At 70.2% G+C, this 19,282-nt stretch carries 18 protein-coding genes, 1 pseudogene and 1 riboswitch; of the genes and pseudogenes, 11 read left to right on the forward strand and 8 right to left on the reverse strand.

The genetic code is table 11. The features are described 5' to 3' along the window. Window positions 1–78: 78 nt before the first annotated feature. Window positions 79–1,023 carry a glucosyl-3-phosphoglycerate synthase gene (locus tag ACFU97_RS06040; RefSeq protein WP_384251496.1) on the reverse strand — a complete coding sequence of 315 codons (945 nt, stop codon included), beginning with the start codon at window positions 1,021–1,023 and terminating at the stop codon, window positions 79–81. Window positions 1,024–1,153: 130 nt separating this feature from the next. Further along, window positions 1,154–1,310, forward strand: a riboswitch (SAM riboswitch). A 17-nt stretch (window positions 1,311–1,327) separates the two neighbouring features. Here ACFU97_RS06040 and thrC point away from each other — a divergent pair. The 7 genes from thrC (at window position 1,328) to ACFU97_RS06075 (ending at window position 9,476) form a co-directional block, all read left to right on the forward strand. Beyond that, entirely contained in the window at window positions 1,328–2,614 is a 1,287-nt protein-coding gene (gene thrC, locus ACFU97_RS06045) for a threonine synthase (protein ID WP_384251498.1), read from the forward strand. A 91-nt stretch (window positions 2,615–2,705) separates the two neighbouring features. Next, window positions 2,706–2,981, forward strand: a complete 276-nt coding sequence (locus ACFU97_RS06050; RefSeq protein ID WP_119103018.1) for a MoaD/ThiS family protein — start codon at window positions 2,706–2,708, stop codon at window positions 2,979–2,981. Between the two features lie 450 nt (window positions 2,982–3,431). Then, entirely contained in the window at window positions 3,432–3,638 is a 207-nt protein-coding gene (locus ACFU97_RS06055) for a cold-shock protein (RefSeq protein WP_019057200.1), read from the forward strand. 336 nt (window positions 3,639–3,974) lie between these two features. After that, entirely contained in the window at window positions 3,975–5,597 is a 1,623-nt protein-coding gene (groL, locus tag ACFU97_RS06060; protein ID WP_384251502.1) for a chaperonin GroEL, read from the forward strand. Window positions 5,598–5,828: 231 nt separating this feature from the next. After that, entirely contained in the window at window positions 5,829–6,947 is a 1,119-nt protein-coding gene (locus tag ACFU97_RS06065; protein ID WP_384251505.1) for an NADH:flavin oxidoreductase, read from the forward strand. A 94-nt stretch (window positions 6,948–7,041) separates the two neighbouring features. Beyond that, the gene (locus ACFU97_RS06070) at window positions 7,042–7,920 is read left to right on the forward strand and encodes a metallophosphoesterase (RefSeq protein ID WP_384251507.1); all 879 of its coding nucleotides are present in this window, start codon (window positions 7,042–7,044) and stop codon (window positions 7,918–7,920) included. 41 nt (window positions 7,921–7,961) lie between these two features. Beyond that, complete coding sequence (locus ACFU97_RS06075) at window positions 7,962–9,476, forward strand: carboxylesterase/lipase family protein (protein ID WP_384251510.1); 1,515 nt, start codon at window positions 7,962–7,964, stop codon at window positions 9,474–9,476. A gap of 10 nt (window positions 9,477–9,486) precedes the next feature. Here ACFU97_RS06075 and ACFU97_RS06080 read toward each other — a convergent pair whose 3' ends face one another. From ACFU97_RS06080 to ACFU97_RS06090, 3 genes are read right to left on the reverse strand one after another with little or no spacing between them, the layout of a single operon-like run. Further along, on the reverse strand, window positions 9,487–10,056 hold the full coding sequence (locus tag ACFU97_RS06080; protein WP_384251512.1) for a hypothetical protein: 570 nt from the start codon (window positions 10,054–10,056) through the stop codon (window positions 9,487–9,489). A gap of 5 nt (window positions 10,057–10,061) precedes the next feature. Then, entirely contained in the window at window positions 10,062–10,265 is a 204-nt protein-coding gene (locus tag ACFU97_RS06085; protein ID WP_384251515.1) for a DUF397 domain-containing protein, read from the reverse strand. Beyond that, window positions 10,252–11,088: a Scr1 family TA system antitoxin-like transcriptional regulator gene (locus ACFU97_RS06090; protein ID WP_384251517.1), complete on the reverse strand. Its 837-nt coding sequence runs from the start codon at window positions 11,086–11,088 to the stop codon at window positions 10,252–10,254. The genes ACFU97_RS06085 and ACFU97_RS06090 overlap by 14 nt, the downstream gene beginning before the upstream one ends. A 115-nt stretch (window positions 11,089–11,203) precedes the next feature. Between ACFU97_RS06090 and ACFU97_RS06095 the strand changes: the two are divergent. Beyond that, window positions 11,204–11,601, forward strand: a pseudogene (locus tag ACFU97_RS06095) (hypothetical protein). A gap of 21 nt (window positions 11,602–11,622) precedes the next feature. Here the strand turns inward: ACFU97_RS06095 and ACFU97_RS06100 are convergent. Beyond that, a complete protein-coding gene (locus tag ACFU97_RS06100; protein WP_384251519.1) occupies window positions 11,623–14,355 on the reverse strand; it encodes an SIR2 family protein in 2,733 nt (910 codons plus the stop codon). Between the two features lie 170 nt (window positions 14,356–14,525). Here ACFU97_RS06100 and ACFU97_RS06105 point away from each other — a divergent pair, with 170 nt between their 5' ends. Then, window positions 14,526–15,578 carry a macro domain-containing protein gene (locus ACFU97_RS06105; RefSeq protein WP_384251521.1) on the forward strand — a complete coding sequence of 351 codons (1,053 nt, stop codon included), beginning with the start codon at window positions 14,526–14,528 and terminating at the stop codon, window positions 15,576–15,578. 4 nt (window positions 15,579–15,582) lie between these two features. Here the strand turns inward: ACFU97_RS06105 and murQ are convergent, their stop codons facing one another. Together murQ and ACFU97_RS06115 are read right to left on the reverse strand one after the other, a co-directional pair. Continuing rightward, window positions 15,583–16,518, reverse strand: coding sequence for an N-acetylmuramic acid 6-phosphate etherase (gene murQ, locus ACFU97_RS06110; RefSeq protein ID WP_384251523.1), 936 nt, complete (start codon window positions 16,516–16,518; stop codon window positions 15,583–15,585). A gap of 43 nt (window positions 16,519–16,561) precedes the next feature. After that, the gene (locus ACFU97_RS06115; protein ID WP_384251525.1) at window positions 16,562–17,500 is read right to left on the reverse strand and encodes a MurR/RpiR family transcriptional regulator; all 939 of its coding nucleotides are present in this window, start codon (window positions 17,498–17,500) and stop codon (window positions 16,562–16,564) included. 55 nt (window positions 17,501–17,555) lie between these two features. On the opposite strand from ACFU97_RS06115, the gene ACFU97_RS06120 reads away from it, so the two are divergent. Together ACFU97_RS06120 and ACFU97_RS06125 are read left to right on the forward strand one after the other, a co-directional pair. Continuing rightward, window positions 17,556–17,939 carry a hypothetical protein gene (locus tag ACFU97_RS06120; protein WP_384251527.1) on the forward strand — a complete coding sequence of 128 codons (384 nt, stop codon included), beginning with the start codon at window positions 17,556–17,558 and terminating at the stop codon, window positions 17,937–17,939. Continuing rightward, a complete protein-coding gene (locus ACFU97_RS06125) occupies window positions 17,936–18,199 on the forward strand; it encodes a DUF4031 domain-containing protein (protein ID WP_384251529.1) in 264 nt (87 codons plus the stop codon). Before ACFU97_RS06120 ends, ACFU97_RS06125 begins: the two co-directional genes overlap by 4 nt. Window positions 18,200–18,206: 7 nt before the next feature. Here the strand turns inward: ACFU97_RS06125 and ACFU97_RS06130 are convergent, their stop codons facing one another. Next, window positions 18,207–19,274 (reverse strand): GNAT family N-acetyltransferase, encoded by a 1,068-nt coding sequence (locus ACFU97_RS06130; RefSeq protein ID WP_384251531.1) that lies wholly within the window; start codon window positions 19,272–19,274, stop codon window positions 18,207–18,209. Window positions 19,275–19,282: the final 8 nt, after the last annotated feature.

The following is a 19,282-nucleotide window of genomic DNA, read 5'->3' on the forward strand; positions in this document are numbered from 1 at the left end:
ACGCTCAAACGTTTGGTTGCCCCTCGCGGGTGGACCGTATACGGCGTGTGACCGGCGCTCTCAGGCCACCTGGCGCTCTCAGGCCACCCGGCGCTCGGCGTACTCGGCGATCTCCGCCATCGGCGGACGTTCCTCGGTGTCCACGGAGTAGGTCCGCGGCTCGAAGCCGTCCTCGCCGCGCTCGAACTGGGTCAGCGACGGCCGGACGAGATGCCCGCGGGCCAGCCGCAGCTGCGCCGTGCGGTAGATCGCGGCGGCCATCCGGCCCAGCGCCTGCCCGTCCTGGTGCCGGTGCTTGCGCACCCCGACGTCGACCTGGGCGAGCGCGTCGAGGCCCACCAGGTGCAGGGCGTCGACGAGCATGCCCAGCTCCACGCCGTAGCCGACCGGGAAGGGCAGCTGCTCCAGCAGGCTGCGGCGGGCCGCGTACTCGCCGCCGAGCGGCTGCACGAAGCCGGCCAGCTGCGGCCAGTGCATGTTCAGCAGGGGGCGCGCCATGAGCTCGGTGACCCGGCCGCCCTGGCCCGCGGCCCCGGCGAGCGGGCGGTCGTACATGCCCTTGACCAGATCGACCTCCGGATCGGTGAGCAGCGGGCCCACGATCCCGGAGACGAAGTCGGAGGAGAACTCCCGCAGGTCGGCGTCGACGAAGCAGACGACGTCGCCCGTGGTGACGAGCAGGGAGCGCCACAGGACCTCGCCCTTGCCGGGCGCGGCCGGGATGCGCGGCAGGATCTCGTCCCGGTGCACCACTCGCGCGCCCGCCGCGGCGGCCACCTCGGAGGTGCGGTCGGTGGACCCCGAGTCGACGACGACGATCTCGTCGACCAGCGGGACCTGCTGCATGAGGTCGTGGCGGATGACGGCGACGATGTCGCCGACCGTCTCCTCCTCGTTGAGCGCGGGCAGGACGACGGAGACCGACTGGCCCGTGCGCTGCTTGGCGGCCAGCAGGGCGTGCAGAGGGCGGTCGGTCACGGACCAGGAGCGGGTGTGCAGCCAGCGCTCGACTTCTTCCAGCACGGTCGGCGGCTCCTCACTGTTGTCTCGCGTTACGGACGGCTCTCTCAACTGTCCTGGGCGTCGGTTACAGTCTTGAACAACGCCGATGACCATCGCATGTCCGGGGTCACCGCCGTTCACAACCGCATACCGCTCATCCAGAGGGGCAGAGGGATACGGCCCGATGAAGCCCCGGCAACCCTCCAGCCGGTACTCGTAGATCAGTGCTGATCGTTCCGCGAGGCTCCCCGGCTAGGGAAGGTGCCAAATCCGTCTCACGGCGAGATGCGTCGTGAGGAAGATGAGGAGAAAGGGCCTCGCCTCCATGGCTGCGCAGACTGCTGCAAGCACCACCGACTCCACGACCGTCGACCTCGGCCCCGCCGCCGCCCTGAGCTGCCGCGAGTGCGGGCACCGGGTGCCGCTCGGACCGGTCTTCGCCTGCGAGGAGTGTTTCGGCCCGCTCGAGATCGCGTACGACTTCTCGGCCTACGACGCCGAGGAGCTCCGCAAGCGCATCGAGGCGGGCCCCGCGAACATCTGGCGCTACGCGCCGCTGCTGCCGGTCCCCGCGGACGTGGCGGACAAGCCGAACATCAACCCCGGCTGGACCAAGCTCGTCAAGGCCGACAACCTCGCCCGCGAGCTGGGCGTGACCGGCGGCCTGTACGTCAAGGACGACTCCGGCAACCCGACGCACTCCTTCAAGGACCGCGTCGTCGCGCAGGCCCTGGAGGCGGCGCGCGTCTTCGGCTTCACCACCCTGTCCTGCTCCTCCACGGGCAACCTGGCCGGCGCCGTGGGCGCCGCGGCGGCCCGCGCCGGCTTCCGCTCCTGCGTGTTCATCCCGCACGACCTGGAGCAGGGCAAGGTCGTCATGGCCGCGGTCTACGGCGGCGAGCTCGTGGGCATCGAGGGCAACTACGACGACGTGAACCGTTTCTGCTCCGAGCTGATCGGCGATCCGGCCGGCGAGGGCTGGGGCTTCGTCAACGTCAACCTGCGGCCGTACTACGCGGAGGGCTCCAAGACCCTGGCGTACGAGATCTGCGAGCAGCTCGGCTGGCGGCTGCCGGACCAGCTGGTGATCCCGATCGCCTCCGGTTCGCAGCTCACGAAGATCGACAAGGGCCTGCAGGAGCTGATCAAGCTCGGGCTCGTCGAGGACAAGCCGTACAAGATCTTCGGCGCTCAGGCCGAGGGCTGCTCGCCGGTGTCGACGGCGTACAAGGCCGGGCACGACGTGGTCCGCCCGCAGAAGCCGAACACCATCGCCAAGTCGCTGGCGATCGGCAACCCCGCCGACGGCCCGTACGTGCTGGACATCGCGCGGCGTACCGGCGGCGCGGTGGAGGACGTGAACGACGAGCAGGTCGTCGACGCGATCAAGCTGCTCGCGCGGACCGAGGGGATCTTCGCGGAGACGGCGGGCGGTGTGACCGTCGGCGTGACGAAGAAGCTGATCGAGAACGGTGTGCTGGATCCTTCGCTGACCACGGTCGTCCTCAACACGGGTGACGGGCTGAAGACGCTGGACGCGGTTGCCGGTACGGGGCTGACCGCGACCATTCGTCCCAACCTTGAGTCGTTCCGTGAGGCTGGGCTGGCGTAAGCAGGTAGTTGTTCGTCTGCGGGCCGGTGGGGGCCGGTCGCGCAGTTCCCCGCGCCCCTGACGGGGTGTTGTAGCTGACCGGAGGTTTCACGTGAGCGTCAACGTTCGTATCCCCACCATCCTGCGCACCTACACCGGCGGGCAGGCCGAGGTCGCCGCCGAGGGTGCGACCCTCGCCGAGGTCATCGCCGACCTGGAGAAGAACCACACGGGTATCGCCGCCCGTGTGCTGGACGACCAGGGCAAGCTGCGCCGCTTCGTCAACGTGTACGTGAACGACGACGACGTGCGTTTCGAGCAGGGCCTGGAGACGGCGACCCCGGACGGCGCCGGCGTCTCGATCATCCCGGCCGTCGCCGGCGGCTGACGAACAGGTCGAGCGCCCCGATTATTACCGTCGGTAAGGTCGGTTACGAAGAGTTCATCGAATTGCCCCCTCCGTGAGAGAAGCGGAGGGGGCAATTCTGCATGGTTGAGCACGGTACAGTTGGGGAACCGGCTCGGATCTGCATGCCGGATGCATATGGCTTCTGACTTCTCGGGCAACGAGAAGTCGCCAAAGTGTGCAGGTTTTTTGCGTCTTATGCTCCTTTTGTGGGGCCCGACTTGCCCTGAATTCTGGTGAATTCTCAGTAAATTCCCGACCGGTCGTGCCCGGATTTCTCGTCCGATTGACCTGTTGCAGACGGCAGTTGGACAGATACATTCAGCCGCGGTCGACGCGTTCCGGCGCACGCCCCCAACCGTGGGGGGTGAGGTCTGACCCGGATTCGCGAAGTGCGGATCCGTGCAAGGGCCAGTAATAGGGGAGTTAGGCATGGCTCAGGGCACCGTCAAGTGGTTCAACGCGGAGAAGGGGTACGGCTTCATCGCGGTCGACGGTGGTGCGGATGTTTTCGTCCACTACAGCGCGATTCAGATGGACGGCTACCGCACCCTGGAAGAGGGTCAGCGGGTCGATTTCGAGATCTCGCAGGGCCAGAAGGGGCCGCAGGCGGACATGGTCCGACTGGCGACCAGCTGAAGCACGCGCCGGATCAACTGCAGCGACGTTCTTCCGTTCTTGATCGAAGGGTCCGCACCCTGGGTGCGGACCCTTCGGCATGCCCGGGCGGGTCGGGCCGGAGGTCGCGCCGGCCCATGGGGCGCCTGCCCGGACCCTGGGAGGCGCTTGCACTCTCATGGGCCGAGTGCTAATCATTGGCGTTAGCACTCTGAAGGTGAGAGTGACAAAGAAGGACCGGGTCGGTGAGGCCCGCAGGCCGGGTGGGGCAAGGAACCACGAGGCATGCGTGCCGTCCGTCGCGGGCGCGGGCGCGGTCCGAAGGAATCACCCCCAGTCCTGGAGGGACCACTTCACATGGCCAAGATCATCGCGTTCGACGAGGAGGCGCGGCGCGGCCTCGAGCGCGGCATGAACCAGCTCGCGGACGCCGTCAAGGTGACGCTCGGCCCCAAGGGCCGCAACGTCGTCCTCGAGAAGAAGTGGGGCGCCCCCACGATCACCAACGATGGTGTCTCCATCGCCAAGGAGATCGAGCTCGAGGACCCGTACGAGAAGATCGGCGCCGAGCTGGTCAAGGAAGTCGCCAAGAAGACGGACGACGTCGCCGGTGACGGTACGACCACGGCGACCGTTCTCGCCCAGGCCCTGGTCAAGGAGGGCCTGCGCAACGTAGCCGCCGGCGCCAACCCGATGGCCCTCAAGCGCGGTATCGAGAAGGCCGTCGAGGCCGTCTCCGGTGCCCTGCTCGAGCAGGCCAAGGATGTCGAGACCAAGGAGCAGATCGCTTCGACGGCCTCCATCTCCGCCGCCGACACCCAGATCGGCGAGCTCATCGCCGAGGCGATGGACAAGGTCGGCAAGGAAGGCGTCATCACCGTCGAGGAGTCCCAGACCTTCGGTCTGGAGCTGGAGCTCACCGAGGGTATGCGCTTCGACAAGGGCTACATCTCGGCGTACTTCGCCACCGACATGGAGCGGATGGAGGCGTCGCTCGACGACCCGTACATCCTGATCGCCAACTCCAAGATCGGCTCCGTCAAGGACCTGCTCCCGCTCCTGGAGAAGGTCATGCAGTCGGGCAAGCCGCTGCTGATCATCGCCGAGGACGTCGAGGGCGAGGCCCTGTCGACCCTGGTCGTCAACAAGATCCGCGGCACCTTCAAGTCCGTCGCCGTCAAGGCCCCGGGCTTCGGCGACCGCCGCAAGGCGATGCTGAACGACATCGCCATCCTCACCGGCGGCGAGGTCATCTCCGAGGAGGTCGGTCTCAAGCTCGAGAACACCTCCCTCGACCTGCTGGGCCGCGCCCGCAAGGTGGTCATCACCAAGGACGAGACCACCATCGTCGACGGCGCCGGCTCCACGGAGCAGGTGCAGGGCCGCGTGAACCAGATCCGCGCCGAGATCGAGAACAGCGACTCGGACTACGACCGCGAGAAGCTGCAGGAGCGCCTGGCGAAGCTCGCCGGCGGTGTCGCGGTCATCAAGGCCGGTGCCGCCACCGAGGTGGAGCTCAAGGAGCGCAAGCACCGCATCGAGGACGCCGTGCGCAACGCGAAGGCGGCCGTCGAGGAGGGCATCGTCGCCGGTGGTGGCGTCGCGCTCATCCAGGCGTCCACCGTCTTCGAGAAGCTGGACCTCGAGGGTGACGAGGCGACCGGCGCCAACGCCGTGCGCATCGCGCTCGAGGCCCCGCTGAAGCAGATCGCCGTCAACGCCGGCCTCGAGGGCGGTGTCGTGGTGGAGAAGGTGCGCAACCTGACCCCGGGCCACGGCCTGAACGCCGCGACCGGCGAGTACGTCGACCTGGTCAAGGAAGGCATCATCGACCCGGCGAAGGTGACCCGCTCTGCCCTGCAGAACGCCGCCTCCATCGCCGCGCTCTTCCTGACCACCGAGGCCGTCATCGCCGACAAGCCGGAGAAGGCCGCCGCGCCCGCCGGTGGCGGCATGCCGGGCGGTGACATGGACTTCTGATCGGCCACGGGGTTCCGGCCCCGGCTGATCAACGTCCTTACGGAGGGCGGCACCTCCTGCTCCGGCAGGGGGTGCCGCCCTTTCGTGTGCCCGACGTCGTGTGTCGGGCGTCACGCGGATGCTTCGGGCCGTCCGGGAATGTGAAGCAGCGCATAGGTGATTGCTTAAGGTGGTGCAACAATGCGTGCGCACATACCGACCGGTTAACTCAGCCCCCGAGGAGTACCCCACGTGACCGCCCCCGCCACCTCCCGCGCCGCCGAGATCCTCTCCCGGCCCACCACGATCAACGGCCTCACCGTCCCCAACCGCATCGTCATGGCGCCGATGACGCGCATGTTCTCCCCGGGCGGCATCCCCGGCGAGGACGTCGTGTCGTACTACGCCCGCCGGGCCGCCGCGGGCGTCGGGCTGATCGTCACCGAGGGCACCTACGTCGGCCACGAGTCGGCCGGCCAGAGCGACCGCGTCCCCCGCTTCCACGGCGAGGACCAGCTCGCGGGATGGCAGAGGGTCGCCGAGGCGGTGCATGCGGCGGGCGGCACGATCGTTCCGCAGCTGTGGCACATCGGCACGGTCCGCAACCAGGGCGACGCCCCCTACCCGGACGCCCCCTCGCACGGCCCCTCCGGTCTGCGCGTCACCGGCGTCGAGGACGCCACGCCCATGACGCAGGCCGACATCGACGCCGTCATCGGCGCGTTCGCCGAGGCCGCGGCCGCCGCCGAGCGCATCGGCTTCGACGGCGTGGAGCTGCACGGCGCCCACGGCTACCTCCTCGACCAGTTCCTGTGGGCGGGCACCAACCGCCGCACCGACGCCTACGGCGGCGACCGCGTGGCGCGGGCGACGTTCGCGGCGGAGATCGTCGCGGCGGTGCGCGAGGCGGTCTCGCCCGAGTTCCCGATCCTCTTCCGCTACTCGCAGTGGAAGCAGGAGGCCTACGACGCCCGGCTCGCCGAGACCCCGGAGGAGCTGGAGGCCATCCTCGCGCCGCTGGCCGCCGCCGGCGTCGACGCCTTCCACGCCTCCACGCGCCGCTACTGGCTGCCCGAGTTCGAGGGCTCCGACCTCAACCTGGCCGGCTGGACCAAGAAGCTGACCGGCAAGACCGCCATCACGGTCGGCTCGGTCGGTCTCGACGGCGACTTCATCCGCGCCTTCGCCGGCGAGGGCTCCGAGCTGCGCGGCATCGACGACCTGCTGGACCGGCTGGAGCGCGAGGAGTACGACCTCGTCGCCGTCGGGCGCGCGCTGCTCCAGGACCCGGAGTGGGCGGCGAAGGTCCTCGAAGGCCGCGTCTCGGAGCTGAAGCCGTACGACGCGGCGGCGCTCAAGTCGCTGAGCTGACGCTCCGCGTTCGCGGGTCGGGCGGCGGGGGGGGGTGCGGCCCGTCGCCCGACACTCTGGTTGCGGACGTCAACTCCGGCTAGCGTGCTGGACCATGAGGATCCTGCATCTGTCCGACACCCATGTCGAACGGACGGACGCCCCCAACCGGCACGGCGTCGAGGCGACCGCGTCCCTGCGCCTCATGCTCCACGAGCTGCGCCACCAGCGGGGCGTGGACGCCGTCGTGGTCACCGGTGACATCGCCAACGACGGGGCCGTGGAGGCCTACACGACCGTACGGGAGCTGCTGACCGGCTTCGCGGCGCCGCTGGAGGCGCCGGTGTTCTTCACGACCGGCAACCACGATGAGCGCGGGGCCTTCGGGAAGGTGCTGGGCAGCGGGCATCTGGCCGCGGACGGGGCCGAGCGGGCCGAGACGGTCCTCACGTCCGCGGACGGGGAGCGGGCCGCGGTGAGCGCCGTGGACGGCTGGCGCTTCGTCACGCTGGACTCGCTGGTGCCCGGCAAGGTGCACGGGTGGCTCGGCGCGGAGCAACTGGCATGGCTGCGCGGCGTGCTGGCCACCCCCGCGGCCAAGGGGACCGTCCTCGCCCTGCATCACCCGCCGATCGCCCTGGACGTCGAGACGCAGCGCGTCTTCGGCCTGCGCAATCCGGCCGCCCTGGCGGAGGCGATCCGCGGCACCGACGTCCGGGTGGTCCTCACCGGGCACTTCCACCTGCAGCTCCACGGCCTGCTGGAGACGACCCCGGTGTGGGTCACCCCGGGCGTGGTCAACCGCATCGACCTGACGACGCGGCCCGGCACCGAGCGCGCGGTGCGCGGGGCGTCGGCCTCGCTGGTGGAGCTGGGCGACGGCCTGGCGGGGCCGATGTTCCACACCTTCCATGCGCGCGACCCCCGGGCCCACGAGACGGTGTACGAGATCGACGAGCAGCAGACCCGGGACCTGCTCCGGCGGCTCGGCTGACCTGACCGGGCCGACGGCGGCCCGCCGACGAGGAGTTGAGGATGACGACGACTGTCGTGCGCACCGCCGCCGGTGCGGTGCGCGGCCGGCGGGAGGGCGGGCTGACGGTGTTCCGCGGGATACCGTTCGCCCAACCCCCGGTCGGCGAGGCCCGGTTCGCCGCGCCGCGGCCCGTGCGGGCGTGGGAGGGGACCCGGGAGGCGTACGCCTTCGGGCCCCCGCCCCCGCAGGAGGCCGGCATCCAGGGCCGCAAGGCGGTCGAGGAGATGCTCCGGGGCGACGACTGGCTGACCGTCAACGTCTGGACCCCGGAGGCGGATCCGGCCGCACGGCGTTCGGTGATGGTGTGGATCTACGGCGGTGCGTACAAGATCGGCCACGCGGGCAGCCCCGGCTACGACGCGCAACACCTCGCGCGCGACGGCGACCTGGTCGTCGTGACGCTCAACTACCGCGTCGGGGTGGAAGGGTTCGCCCGGATCGACGGGGCACCCGCCAACCGCGGCCTGCTCGACCAGGTGGCCGCCCTGGAGTGGGTGCGGGACAACGTCGAGGCGTTCGGCGGCGACCCCGGACAGGTCACCGTGTTCGGCGAGTCGGCCGGTGCCGGGTCGGTGGCGTCGCTGCTGGCCATGCCCGCAGCGCGCGGGCTCTTCCGGCGGGCGGTCGCGCAGAGCGTGCCCGGGACCTTCTTCTCAGACGAGCTGGCCCGCGACATCGCCTCCGCCATCGCGCAGGAGGCGGGACTGCGTCCGACGGCGGCCGACCTCGCCACCGTCGACCCCCGGCAGCTGACCTCGGCGAGCGAGGCGCTGAGCGCCAGGATGACGGCGTACACGGACCGGTGGGGCCGGGTGGCCCCGACCTCCACGCCGTTCTCCCCGGTCGTCGACGGCGAGGTGCTGCCGTGCACCCCGTGGCAGGCGCTGGCCACGGGCGCGGGGCGGGACGTCGACCTCCTCGTCGGGCACAACCGGGACGAGTTCCGGCTGTTCCTCGCCATCGGCGGGCTGCTGGGCACCCTCGGCGAGGAGCAGGCGTCCTGGGCGCTGCGGACGTTCGGGCCGGGGCCGGACGGGGAGCGCGCGTACCGCGCCGCCTTCCCCGGGGCCACGCCGGGCGAGCTGTTCGAACGCGTCCAGACCGACTGGCTGTTCAGCATGCCGTCCCTGCGCCTGGCCGAGGCGCAGCACGCGGGCGGCGGCCCGGCCCACGTCTACGAGCTGACCTGGCCGGCCCCGGGCGCCGGCGGCGGCCTCGGCGCGTGCCACGGCCTGGACATCCCGCTGCTCTTCGGCACGTTCGAGGCGGACCTCGGGAACCTGCTGTTCGCGGGGAGCGGGGTACCGGCCGAGGCGGAGGAGCTGTCGGCGCGCTTCCGCAGGTCGTGGACCGCGTTCGCCCGCACCGGCGACCCGGGCTGGCCCGCCTACGACGACGACAAACGCCTGGTCCAGGTCCTCGACGCGGTCCCCGAGGTCGTCCCCTACCCGGAGGAGACGGCGCGGCGCCTGTGGGAGGACCACGAGTTCACACCGCTGCCGCTGCTGAAGTGACGCCCCGGCGCTACAGGTTCCCCAGCGGCTCGATGTCGACCTTCACCGGCGTGCCCCACACCCGCAGCACCTCGTAGTCGGTGAACTCGTGCACCAGCCGGTACGCCATCGCCGGGCGCGGGCCGCGGCGCTGAGCGGTGATGTAGAGCTCCGCCTCGCGCCGGTCCCGCCTGGGCGTGCCGCACAGCTGCCACGTCTGCCCGTTCCACTGCTCCGGCAGCCAGCGCTGCTGGGGCTGCGGACGGTCGGCGCTGACGCCGTAGCGCGACGGCGCGGTCCTGCCGGGGTGCGTGGGGAGGGGGCCGCCGTTGTACTCGGCCCTGCGGGCCGCCCTGCGCCGCGTCTCGCAGAGCAGACACAGGTCGTGCGCGTTCTCGTCCACGGGCCCGCTCGGATGCTCGGGGCAGCGGGTCGCGGGCGCGGCGCCGGTGACGCTGTCGTCGAGCAGCTCCAGAGCGCGGCGGAGGTCCGCCTTGACCTCGTGCAGCTTGCCGTCCGGCGTGTCGGCGGTGAGGGCTTCGCCGTGCTCCCCGAGCAGACGGAGGGCGCGGCCCAGGGCGGTCAGCTGGGCGTGGTTCATGGGTATCAGTGTGCGGGGTGTTTGAGGTCTTCGACGAACGCGGTCCAGGTCTGCGGGCGGAAGGTGAGCACCGGGCCTTGGGGGGTCTTGGAGTCCCGGACGGGGATGTGGGTGGGATGTCCGTCGGCGACTTCCAGGCAGTTGCCGCCTCCGCCTCCGCTGTAGCTGGACTTGCGCCAGGTGGCCTTGCTCAGGTCAGGGATCCTCATGGGGGTAATCCTGCGCCAACGCCTCGATCAGGGCCAGGGACTTCTCCTGCGAGAGTGCGGAGGCCGCCAGGAGTTCGAAGGTGAACTTCAGGTCGGCGACCGTGGCCGGATCATCCTCCAGCCGTCCGATGCGTACCCCCTCGAAGTACACCAGGGGAGGAGCGTCCTCGAACTCCATCAACTTCAGGGCGCCTTCCATCGCCGTGTGCGCCCCGGCGCTGTACGGCATCACCTGCAAGATGACCCGCCTTCGGCGGGCGAGGGCGGCGATGTGGCGCAAGGCCTGCGCCATCACGGCTCGACCACCGGTCTGCCGGCGCAACGCCGCCTCGTCGAGCACCATCCACAACAACGGCTTTGTTGGATGAGCAAGCAGGCGGGTTCGTTCCGTCCGCCCTTCCACCCACTGTTCGATGGTGTCTTCCGGCACGGTCGGGTCGTACGCGCGACTCACGGCCCGTGCGTACTCGGGCGTCTGCAGCAGCCCCGGAATCAGGAGTGGCGCGTACTCCCGGATAGCCACGGCCTGGGCCTCGGCCTCTGCCGCCTCGGCGAAGTGCTCCGGGTACTTGGACTTCGCCACCGCACCGCAGTTGCGCTGAAAGAACCCGTCCGTGCTCAGCGCCGCGTCCAGCAGTCGTGCGTACTCCGGCTGCATCCGTCGCGTTCCCGCCTCCAGCTGCCCTACGAACGACCCGCTCACGAACAGCCGTATCCCCAGCTCCTCCTGGCTCAGCCCGGCCTTCTCGCGCGCGTGGCGCAGCTCCGCGCCCAGCAGCGCTCGCGGTGACGACGACGGATCGAGGTCCTTGGGTCCCGGCATGGGCAACTCCCCTGTCCGACAGACATGGTTGTTGGACGGTACGTATGGCCAGGCTAGGACCGCGACGGACACGCTGGGTGGCGAATCATCAACTCAGCGTGGAGGTACGAACACCGTGCGACCGACCGAAGAAGTCGTCGAAACCCTGCGCAGCGCCCTCGTGGGCGTCGGCGTCGTCCTGCCCTCCCTCGCCGTCGACCCCGTCACCGGCGCGAGCGACGAGCCGTTCGCCCTGGTCGACCTCGGCCGCTGCAACATCCGCACCGCCGAGCGCCTGGCGTCCGTGCTGCGCGGGGAGCAGCCGCCGGTCGCGCGCATGTCGTGGACGCGCGCAACGGGCGGCTGGGCGAGGTGAGGGGACACGTCGGCGGCCGGGTGCAGTTGCGCCCCGTCGCCGGCGGGCGCGAGTGGGACTGCCCGCCGGAGGACGTCACATATGCGTCGTCCAACGACACGCTCCGAGCGATGGTGCGCAAGGCGAATGAGGACAGTCGACTGCGGCACCCATCGTGAGCGCTGCCGCCGCGCGCCGCGTCAGTGGCGCTTGGTCTCGGCCAGGCGCCGCAGGCTGTCGAACGACAGGACGCCGTTGAGTTCCAGCCGGATGCCCGTCTCCTGCGCTGCCGCCTTGGCAGCCGTGTCCATGGCGGCGGCGAGTTTGCCGCTCAGTTTGATCGGACTCAGACTCCGGTATTCCTCCAGGATCCGCAGCTGGGTGCGGACGGGGCCCAGGAACCTCTGGGCCTCCTCCTTGCTCCGTATCAACTCCAGCAGGACGTAGCACATTTCGGGGACCTCGGCCGTCGTCGTCCCGCCCGTCTGGGCATTCAGTCGGAGGGCCGATTTGGCGAGACTCACCAGCGCGTAACCGGCGCGGCTGCCGTCGAGGGTGAAGCCGATCCGGTCGTCCAGCGCGAGGGCGGCGAGGCCCGCGGAGGTCTGCGCATGACCCTCGTCCCGCATGGAGATGGAGAACTCCACCAGGAATGCCCGGACGGCACTGCGGAAGTCCCGGTACTCGTGCACGCGTGGAGCAAGTCTGCGCGCGTACTCGATGCAGCGACTCTGGCGTTCCTGTCGTAGAGCGCGCAGGAGTGTCACACGTGATTCGAGCAGGTGCCCTGTGCCCTCGACGGCGCCCTTGGCGGCCCATACGGCTTCGGGCGCCTTCAGATCGCGGGACAGCAGGTAGGCGTCGCGATACCCGTCCGCCTCACCCGCCCCTGCCTCCCGCAGGCGTCCTCCGGCCATGCCCACCAGGGTGTAGGCCTTCTCCGCAGTACCGTCCTGGTGAATAAGGTCGACGACGGTCGATGCGATGGCAGGATGCCGACAGTAGACGCGGTTTCCGGCGAAGGTGACAGCCGCTTCCCGGCCGAGGGTGGCGAGTATCTTGCCGTCTGCGAAAACCTCGTCGAGCCCGACCATGGCTGCGATCACGGGACGGCTTGCGCCCCGTCCCATGTTTCCGTCCTTGTCGAGGACGTGCTGCATCACGCAGATGCCGCCGAACACGTCTGCGAGAGTGACCGACTCCGCCAGGCGGATCTCCCGGAACTTGCGAAGAAGATCCTCGATGCGGCTGCCGAGCTCCGTTCCGTACCGGACATCGAGTACCGCGCCGAAGAGCGTGTTCGTCTGAGCGGCCATGACACCGGCCGACGACACGAGGCGGCCGGCCGCGGTTTCGGTGGTGCCCAGGTGCTTCGGCAAAAGCCCCATGGACTGCCACGCGGCGGCGATGTTCGTGGCATCGGCGGGCCTGATGCCGTGGAAGAGGACGTCGTGGACATGCGATCGCAGGGAGGACGCGCCGGACCCTTGCCACCACAACCGGTCGTGGCTGGCCAGTAGGAAGGCGAAGCCCGAGTCCTCGGCTCCCCAGAGGTCCTTGGTGGCAACGAGTTCGTCCTGGACGAGGTCCGCTTCGTCGATGCAGATCAGAGTGCGGTCGGCGGTGGCGCGTATTTCACGCAACCAGGCCCCGGTGATGGGCGGTGCTCCCGGCTCGCGCCAGAGCACGTTCCAATCAGGGCGAGAAACGGCCGTTTTGACAGCGAGTTGGCGGATGGCCAGTGACTTGCCTTCGCCGAGTGGACCGATGGCGACGACACCGCCCCCGCCTCCGCGCTCCAACCCTTGGAGCAGTTCCTCCTCCAGTTGAAGCGCGGAACTGAGCGTCGGCCAGCGACCGGGTTCGGCATCGGTCCAATCGGGCTGACGGCCGTCCGCGAAGTGAGCGGGGTCGTACCCTTTCGCCGAGATCTGGCGCGGCACTCGCGAATAGCCGAAGGGCGACGATGTCTCCTCGGCCGTGTCCACATTCTCGTCGAGTACGTCGTGAAACAACTCGTGGCCGTCGATGCCCAGATAGAGGGTGAAGCCGGGCGCGTTCACGAGTTCCTTCAGCACGCCCTGGCCGATGACGGCGTTCGCGTCGCGTTCGTAGGCCGCCCATAGAACTTCGGCCTGCAGCAGGTCGGCGTCGTCGAGAACTCGTTCGCGCAGACTCTTCATGAAGCCGTCCAGCCAGCCGCTGTAACCGACGACCAGGACGACGGAGTTCCTGAGCAGTTCCTGCAGCACCCGCTGGAGTTTGGGCCGATCGGATGTGATCCGTGAAGGGACGTTGCTCGTCGCGGGACCGGTCCAGTGACCGTGGATGTGCAGCACCGGCTGGCTGGTGACCTCCCGCAGCTGTTCCGGCGTGGGCGTGGAGTCCGTGGGGACCGGCACGGAGTGCGTGTCGACGCCCGCCTCGCGCAGCGCGACCTCTATGAGCGGGTCGAAGTTCGTGGTGATGATGGGGCCCCGGACCTTCCCGTCCAAGGACGCGAAGAAGCGGGCGAACCTCTCGTATCCGAGCGGGATGTTCCAGGATCCCGTCTTCACATAGGCACGGCACTGCTCCTCGTCGCGCGCGACTTTGGCCACGTCCTCCGCCCGTACGTCACGGCAGGCACGGAGGACCGCGGTCCGGATCGCCCTCATTACCACCGACTCGCCTGCCTGGCGGGTCAATAGGGCTGCCGCATTCTGGTACTTGAGGCCAGGGTCGCTGATGGGGTCGATCGTCTCGTCGAACTTGGCCTGGCCACGCTTCGGCATGTGCTCACGGAAGAGCTGGGTGAGTTCCGGGACCCCGGGAAGCACGGCGTTGCTGATGCCCGATCCGAAGACGGTGACGAGACGACGGTCGGCTTCGTCGGCGAGCACTCCCAAACGGATTCTGAGGTCGGAGATGTCGCCGAAGTCAATGGGGTCCATACAACCGATGAAACCATCTACAGCGGACGAAAGGCAGTATCTTGCCGTCATATGCGCCCAGCCCAACGGTAGGTTCGCGCACCGGGTTTGACATAGCGTCATCGGTACGAAGTCGCGGCGGACGTGGTGGGCCGAGGCCACAGCAGGGAGACAGGGAGACGACGACACGAATGAGCGCGCTGGTGCTGACCGTCACGGCCGTTCTCATCCTGGGGGGTGTGGCCTTGCAGATCTGGTCCTCGGGCGCGGACAGGGCAGGCCGGCAGTACGCGCTGCAACTCCCTGTGATCCTGCTGTATTCCCTGGCAGGAGCCCTGTTCGTGTTCTCGGCGTTCCCGGACTCGCTCTCCGAGGGCAGAGCGCTCGGCTTCAGTCTCGGAGGATCCGCGGGCTTCGTGGCCTTCTTCATGGTGGCGTCGTTCTCCTGGCTGTCGAAGACCCGCCGCAGGGACGAACTGGCCGCCGACGTCAAGAAGCTGAGTCGGGAGAACAAGGCCCTGCGCCGCCAATTGCTCGGTGAGCGGGGCCCGGAAGGGCCCTCACGGCCGCTGACCGCGAGCATCCGCTACGAGGTCCCGCTGGCAGGCGACCACCGCCACCGTCTCGGCATGATCACCGGCGACCTGGCCAACGTCCTCGGGGTCGATGTCTGGGTGAACACCGAGAACACCCGCATGGAGATGTCGCGTTCCAGTGAAGCGACCATTTCCGCGACGATCCGCTACTACGGAGGTCGCCGTGACGAGGGCGGTCAACTGATCTACGACACCGTCGCCCTGGAACTCGCGGAACAGATGGCGGGCCGAGCGTATGTGACGGCAGGTCAGGTGCTGGTGACGGGACCGGGAGAGCTGCGGGAGAGCCACCAGGTCAAGCGGATCGTGCACGTGGGTGCCGTCGAGGGGGAGCCGACATCCGGATTCCGTCCGGTGGTCGACCTGGGACGGTGTGTCCGCAACATCCTGGCCGCGGTGGACCGCCTGAACGAGGACGGCGAAGGCCTCCGCTCGGTCGTGCTGCCGCTGCTGGGAACCGGGGGCGGGAACAGCGACGTGCGGAAGACCGCGGAGACCCTCGTGGCTGCGGCCGTCGACTACTTCCGTTCGCATCCTGGATCACGGGTGAGGATCGTCTACCTGCTGGCGTACACCGAGGTGCAGGCCGCGATCTCCCGCACGGCCCTGGACCTGGAACCCGGACTGGCGGGCGCGCCGGAGGCGTGAGCCGTCAGCCGGCCGCCGCCGCCAGTGCCGCTCGTAGGTGGCCGTCGGAGTCCGCCAGCAGGCGGGCCGCCGTCGGGCCGTCGACGCCGGCCAGGAGGGCCAGGATCGCGTTCTTCACCTCGCCGTCGGTGGCGGCGAGGGCCCGCTCGATCTCGTCGTCCGACGCCCCCGTGGCGAGCGAGACGATCCGGCGGGAGCGGGCGCGCAGCTTCTCGTTCGAGGCGCGTACGTCGACCATGAGGTTTCCGTACGTCTTGCCGAGCCGGATCATCGTGATCGTCGAGAGCATGTTGAGCACGAGCTTCTGGGCCGTGCCCGCCTTCAGGCGGGTGGAGCCGGTGAGCAGCTCGGGCCCGACGACGATCTCCAGTCCGTGCTCGGCGGCCTCGGCGAGCGCGCTGCCCGCGTTGCAGGACAGGCCGACGGTCAACGCGCCCAGCACGCGGGCGTGTTCCACCGCGGCGATCGCGTACGGGGTGCGGCCGGACGCGGAGACGCCGACCACCGTGTCGGCGGCGAGGAGACCGAGTGCGTCGAGGTCGTCCCGGGCGAGCTGCGCGGAGTCCTCGGCGCCCTCGACGGAGGTCACCATCGCCTCGGGCCCGCCCGCGATCAGGCCCACGACCTGGTCCGGGTCGGTGTTGAAGGTGGGCGGGCACTCGGAGGCGTCCAGCACGCCGAGGCGCCCGGCGGTGCCGGCCCCGGCGTAGATGAGCCGCCCCCCGCGTGCCATCCGCTCCGCGACGGCGTCGATGGCGGCGGCGATCTCGGGCAGCCGCTCGGCGACGGCACGGGGCACGGAGGTGTCCTCGCCGTTCATCAGCCGCGCGATCTCGAGCGTGGGCAGCCGGTCGATCTCGGCGAGGTCGGGCCGGAAGGCCTCGGTGGTCAGGGTTTCCAACGCGGCGCGGAGTTCACGGGGGTTGGAGGTGGAGGTCATAAGGGCGCGGCTCTTTCGCAGTACGGTCCGGTGAGGGTTGGGTCTACCGCCTGTGCCGGTGCGCCAGCGCTTCGTAGGACGCGGCCAGTGCGGGTCCCGCCGCGTCGTACGTCCGCTGCGCCACCCCCACGAACAGGCAGTCCACGACGAGGAGCTGACTCGTCCGGGAGGACATCGCCGCGGGACGCAGCTCGCTCTCCCGCGCGGTGGACGTCGTCAGCACGTGGTCGGCGTACTGGGCGACCGCCCCGTCCGGCCGCCCCGTGATCGCGACGGTGGTCGCCCCGTGCTCGAAGGCCACCCGCAGCGGCTCGATGACGTCCCCGGTCGAGCCCGAGTGCGTGATGGCGATGGCGACGTCGCCCCCGCGCAGCTGCACGGCGTTGGTCACGGCCAGGTGCGGGTCGCTGTGCGCGTGGGCCAGCAGCCCGATGCGCAGCAGCTTCTGCACCAGGTCCTGGGCGACGAGGCCGGAGGCCCCGACGCCGTAGACGTCGATGCGACGTGCGGCCGCCGCCGCGCTCACCGCGGCCGCGAGCTGCACGGTGTCGAGTCCGGCCGCCGTGTCCGCGAGGGTCTGCTGCTCGTCGTAGGCGAGTTTCGCCACCACGTCGGCTATCGGGTCGTCGACCGCTATGTCGGTGGTGATGGCGGGCGCCCGCCCGGACTGCTGCTGGGCGGCCAGGCCGGCGAGGGCGAGCCGCAGGTCGCGGTATCCGGGGTAGCCGAGCAGTCTGGCCGTCCGCACGACCGTCGCCTCGCTGGTGCCGGTGAGCTCGGCGAGGCCGGTGACCGTGAGGGCCGCGCAGCCGGCCGGATCGCCGGCGACGGCCTCGGCGACCCGCTGCATGGAGCGGGTCATGGAGGGCCCGAGGGTGCGCACCTTCGCGGCGAGCGCGGCCGGTGCGGGGGGTGCCGGGGACGCCGCGCCCGGCGTGCCCGCTCCCTCGGTGGCGAAAATTTCCTTCACGTCCTGGGTCACGTATGAAAGATATTTTCGGCTCGGTCTCGCGGTCAAGAGTGCGCACAATGGGGACATGCACCCCATCAGTCCCCTGGAACAGACCCTGCACGCCGCACGCGCCCTCGTCCTCGCCGACCTGTCCGCCGGTGACGTCACCGCCTCGGACGTGGTCTCGATGGTCGAGGAGTCCGTCGTGCAGCGGCGCTGGTGGGTCGAGCAGTGGCCGGAGGGCGCGGACTACGTGGCGGGGCTGGTCGCGCAGGACGTCCAGGACGCGCTGCTGGAGGCGTACGGCCGCTGGCCGCTGTGCCCGGTCTGCGGCGGGGGCGACCCGCACGCCCTGGAGGTCGAACCGGAGCTGGGGCCCGATCCGCACTGGGTCTGCCACAAGGCGGGCGTGAAGGTCGCGGCGCTGGGGTCGCTCGCGCGGGCCGTCGGCGGAGCGTCGTCCTCGTGACGGTCTACATCGACCCGCCCACCTGGCCGGGCCACGGCCGGATGTGGTCGCACCTGGTCAGCGACCTGTCCTACGACGAACTGCACGTCTTCGCCGAGCAACTGGGCGTGCCCCGGCGCGCCTTCGAGCGCGACCACTACGACATCCCCTCGCACCGGTACGCGGACGCGGTGCGCGCGGGTGCGGTGGAGGTCAGCAGCCGCGAGGTGGTACGGCTGCTGACGGGGTCGGGCCTGCGCCGGCCCAAGGGGCGTCCCTAGGCACGCCCTAGCGCCGCAGTTCGAAGGCGAGGCCTTCCTCGTCCTCGCTGACCTGGCGGAAGCCCGCGCGGGTGACGACCGCCTGGGAAGGGTGGTTGGCGCGGTCGATCGTCGCGAAGAGGGTGTGGACGTCGTCGCGGGCGAAGGCCCAGTCGGACAGGGCGCGCAGGGCCTCGGTCGCGTAGCCGTTGCCGCGGGCGGTCTCGGCGAGGTCGTAGCCGATCTCGGCCCGGCCCTCCTCGTCGGGGCGGCCGTGGAAGCCCATGCCGCCGACCGCGCGCCCGTCCTCGCGGCGCACCAGCGCGAAGACGCCGAACTCCGGCCGGTGCAGGCCCCCTTCGTACGCCTTCAGCATGAAGCCGGAGGCCTCCCGGGTGCCGTCGAACGGGCCGCCCTCGATCCAGTCGAACCCGCCGTCGCCGCCCATGACCAGGTCGCGCGCGGACGCCGGCGTGATGCCCTGGAGGGTGAGGCGCCCGGCCGGGATGACGAGGTTGTTGTGCCAGCGCCACTCGGTGACCGGGGCACGGCCGGGCAGGTCGCCGCGGCCGGTGGCCCACAGGAAGGTGCGCCAGTGGTCGGGGCCCGGCTGGACGTGCGGGAAGATGTGCGTGAGGACGAACTCGGGCAGTACGGCGGGCGGTTCGTAGGCCAGGCCCAGGCCCTGGGCGATGTCGTGCGTGTGGGCGAGGACCTCGGCGATGCCCATCGCGGCGAAACCCTCGCGGTTGGCGCTGCGGAACGGGTAGGGGTGGAAGGCGCGGACCTCGCGCGGCGTCGTGCGGATGGTGGCGGCGAAGAGCGCGCCCGTCGTCTCGATCACCTGGAGCAGGCCCGTGTTGTCGGTGCCCTCGTCGAGCGTGATGTCGAAGGGGACGTAGGCGTCCTGGGCGCGTCCCGCGAGGTTGGCGGCGTACGCGATGAGGTCCTCGGCGATGTGGAACGCCGTCTCGTGGCAGTTCCACTCCAGCCGGCCGGCCCGCACCGCCGTCCAGTCCCTGTCCACGGCCGTCCGCAGCACCGCGACGCAGCCCTCGACGGCCTCCTGCACCCTGTTCCCGCCCCATGCACGCATAGGCCGCA

The organism is Streptomyces sp. NPDC057616 (assembly GCF_042800575.1).
Taxonomy (GTDB): domain Bacteria; phylum Actinomycetota; class Actinomycetes; order Streptomycetales; family Streptomycetaceae; genus Streptomyces.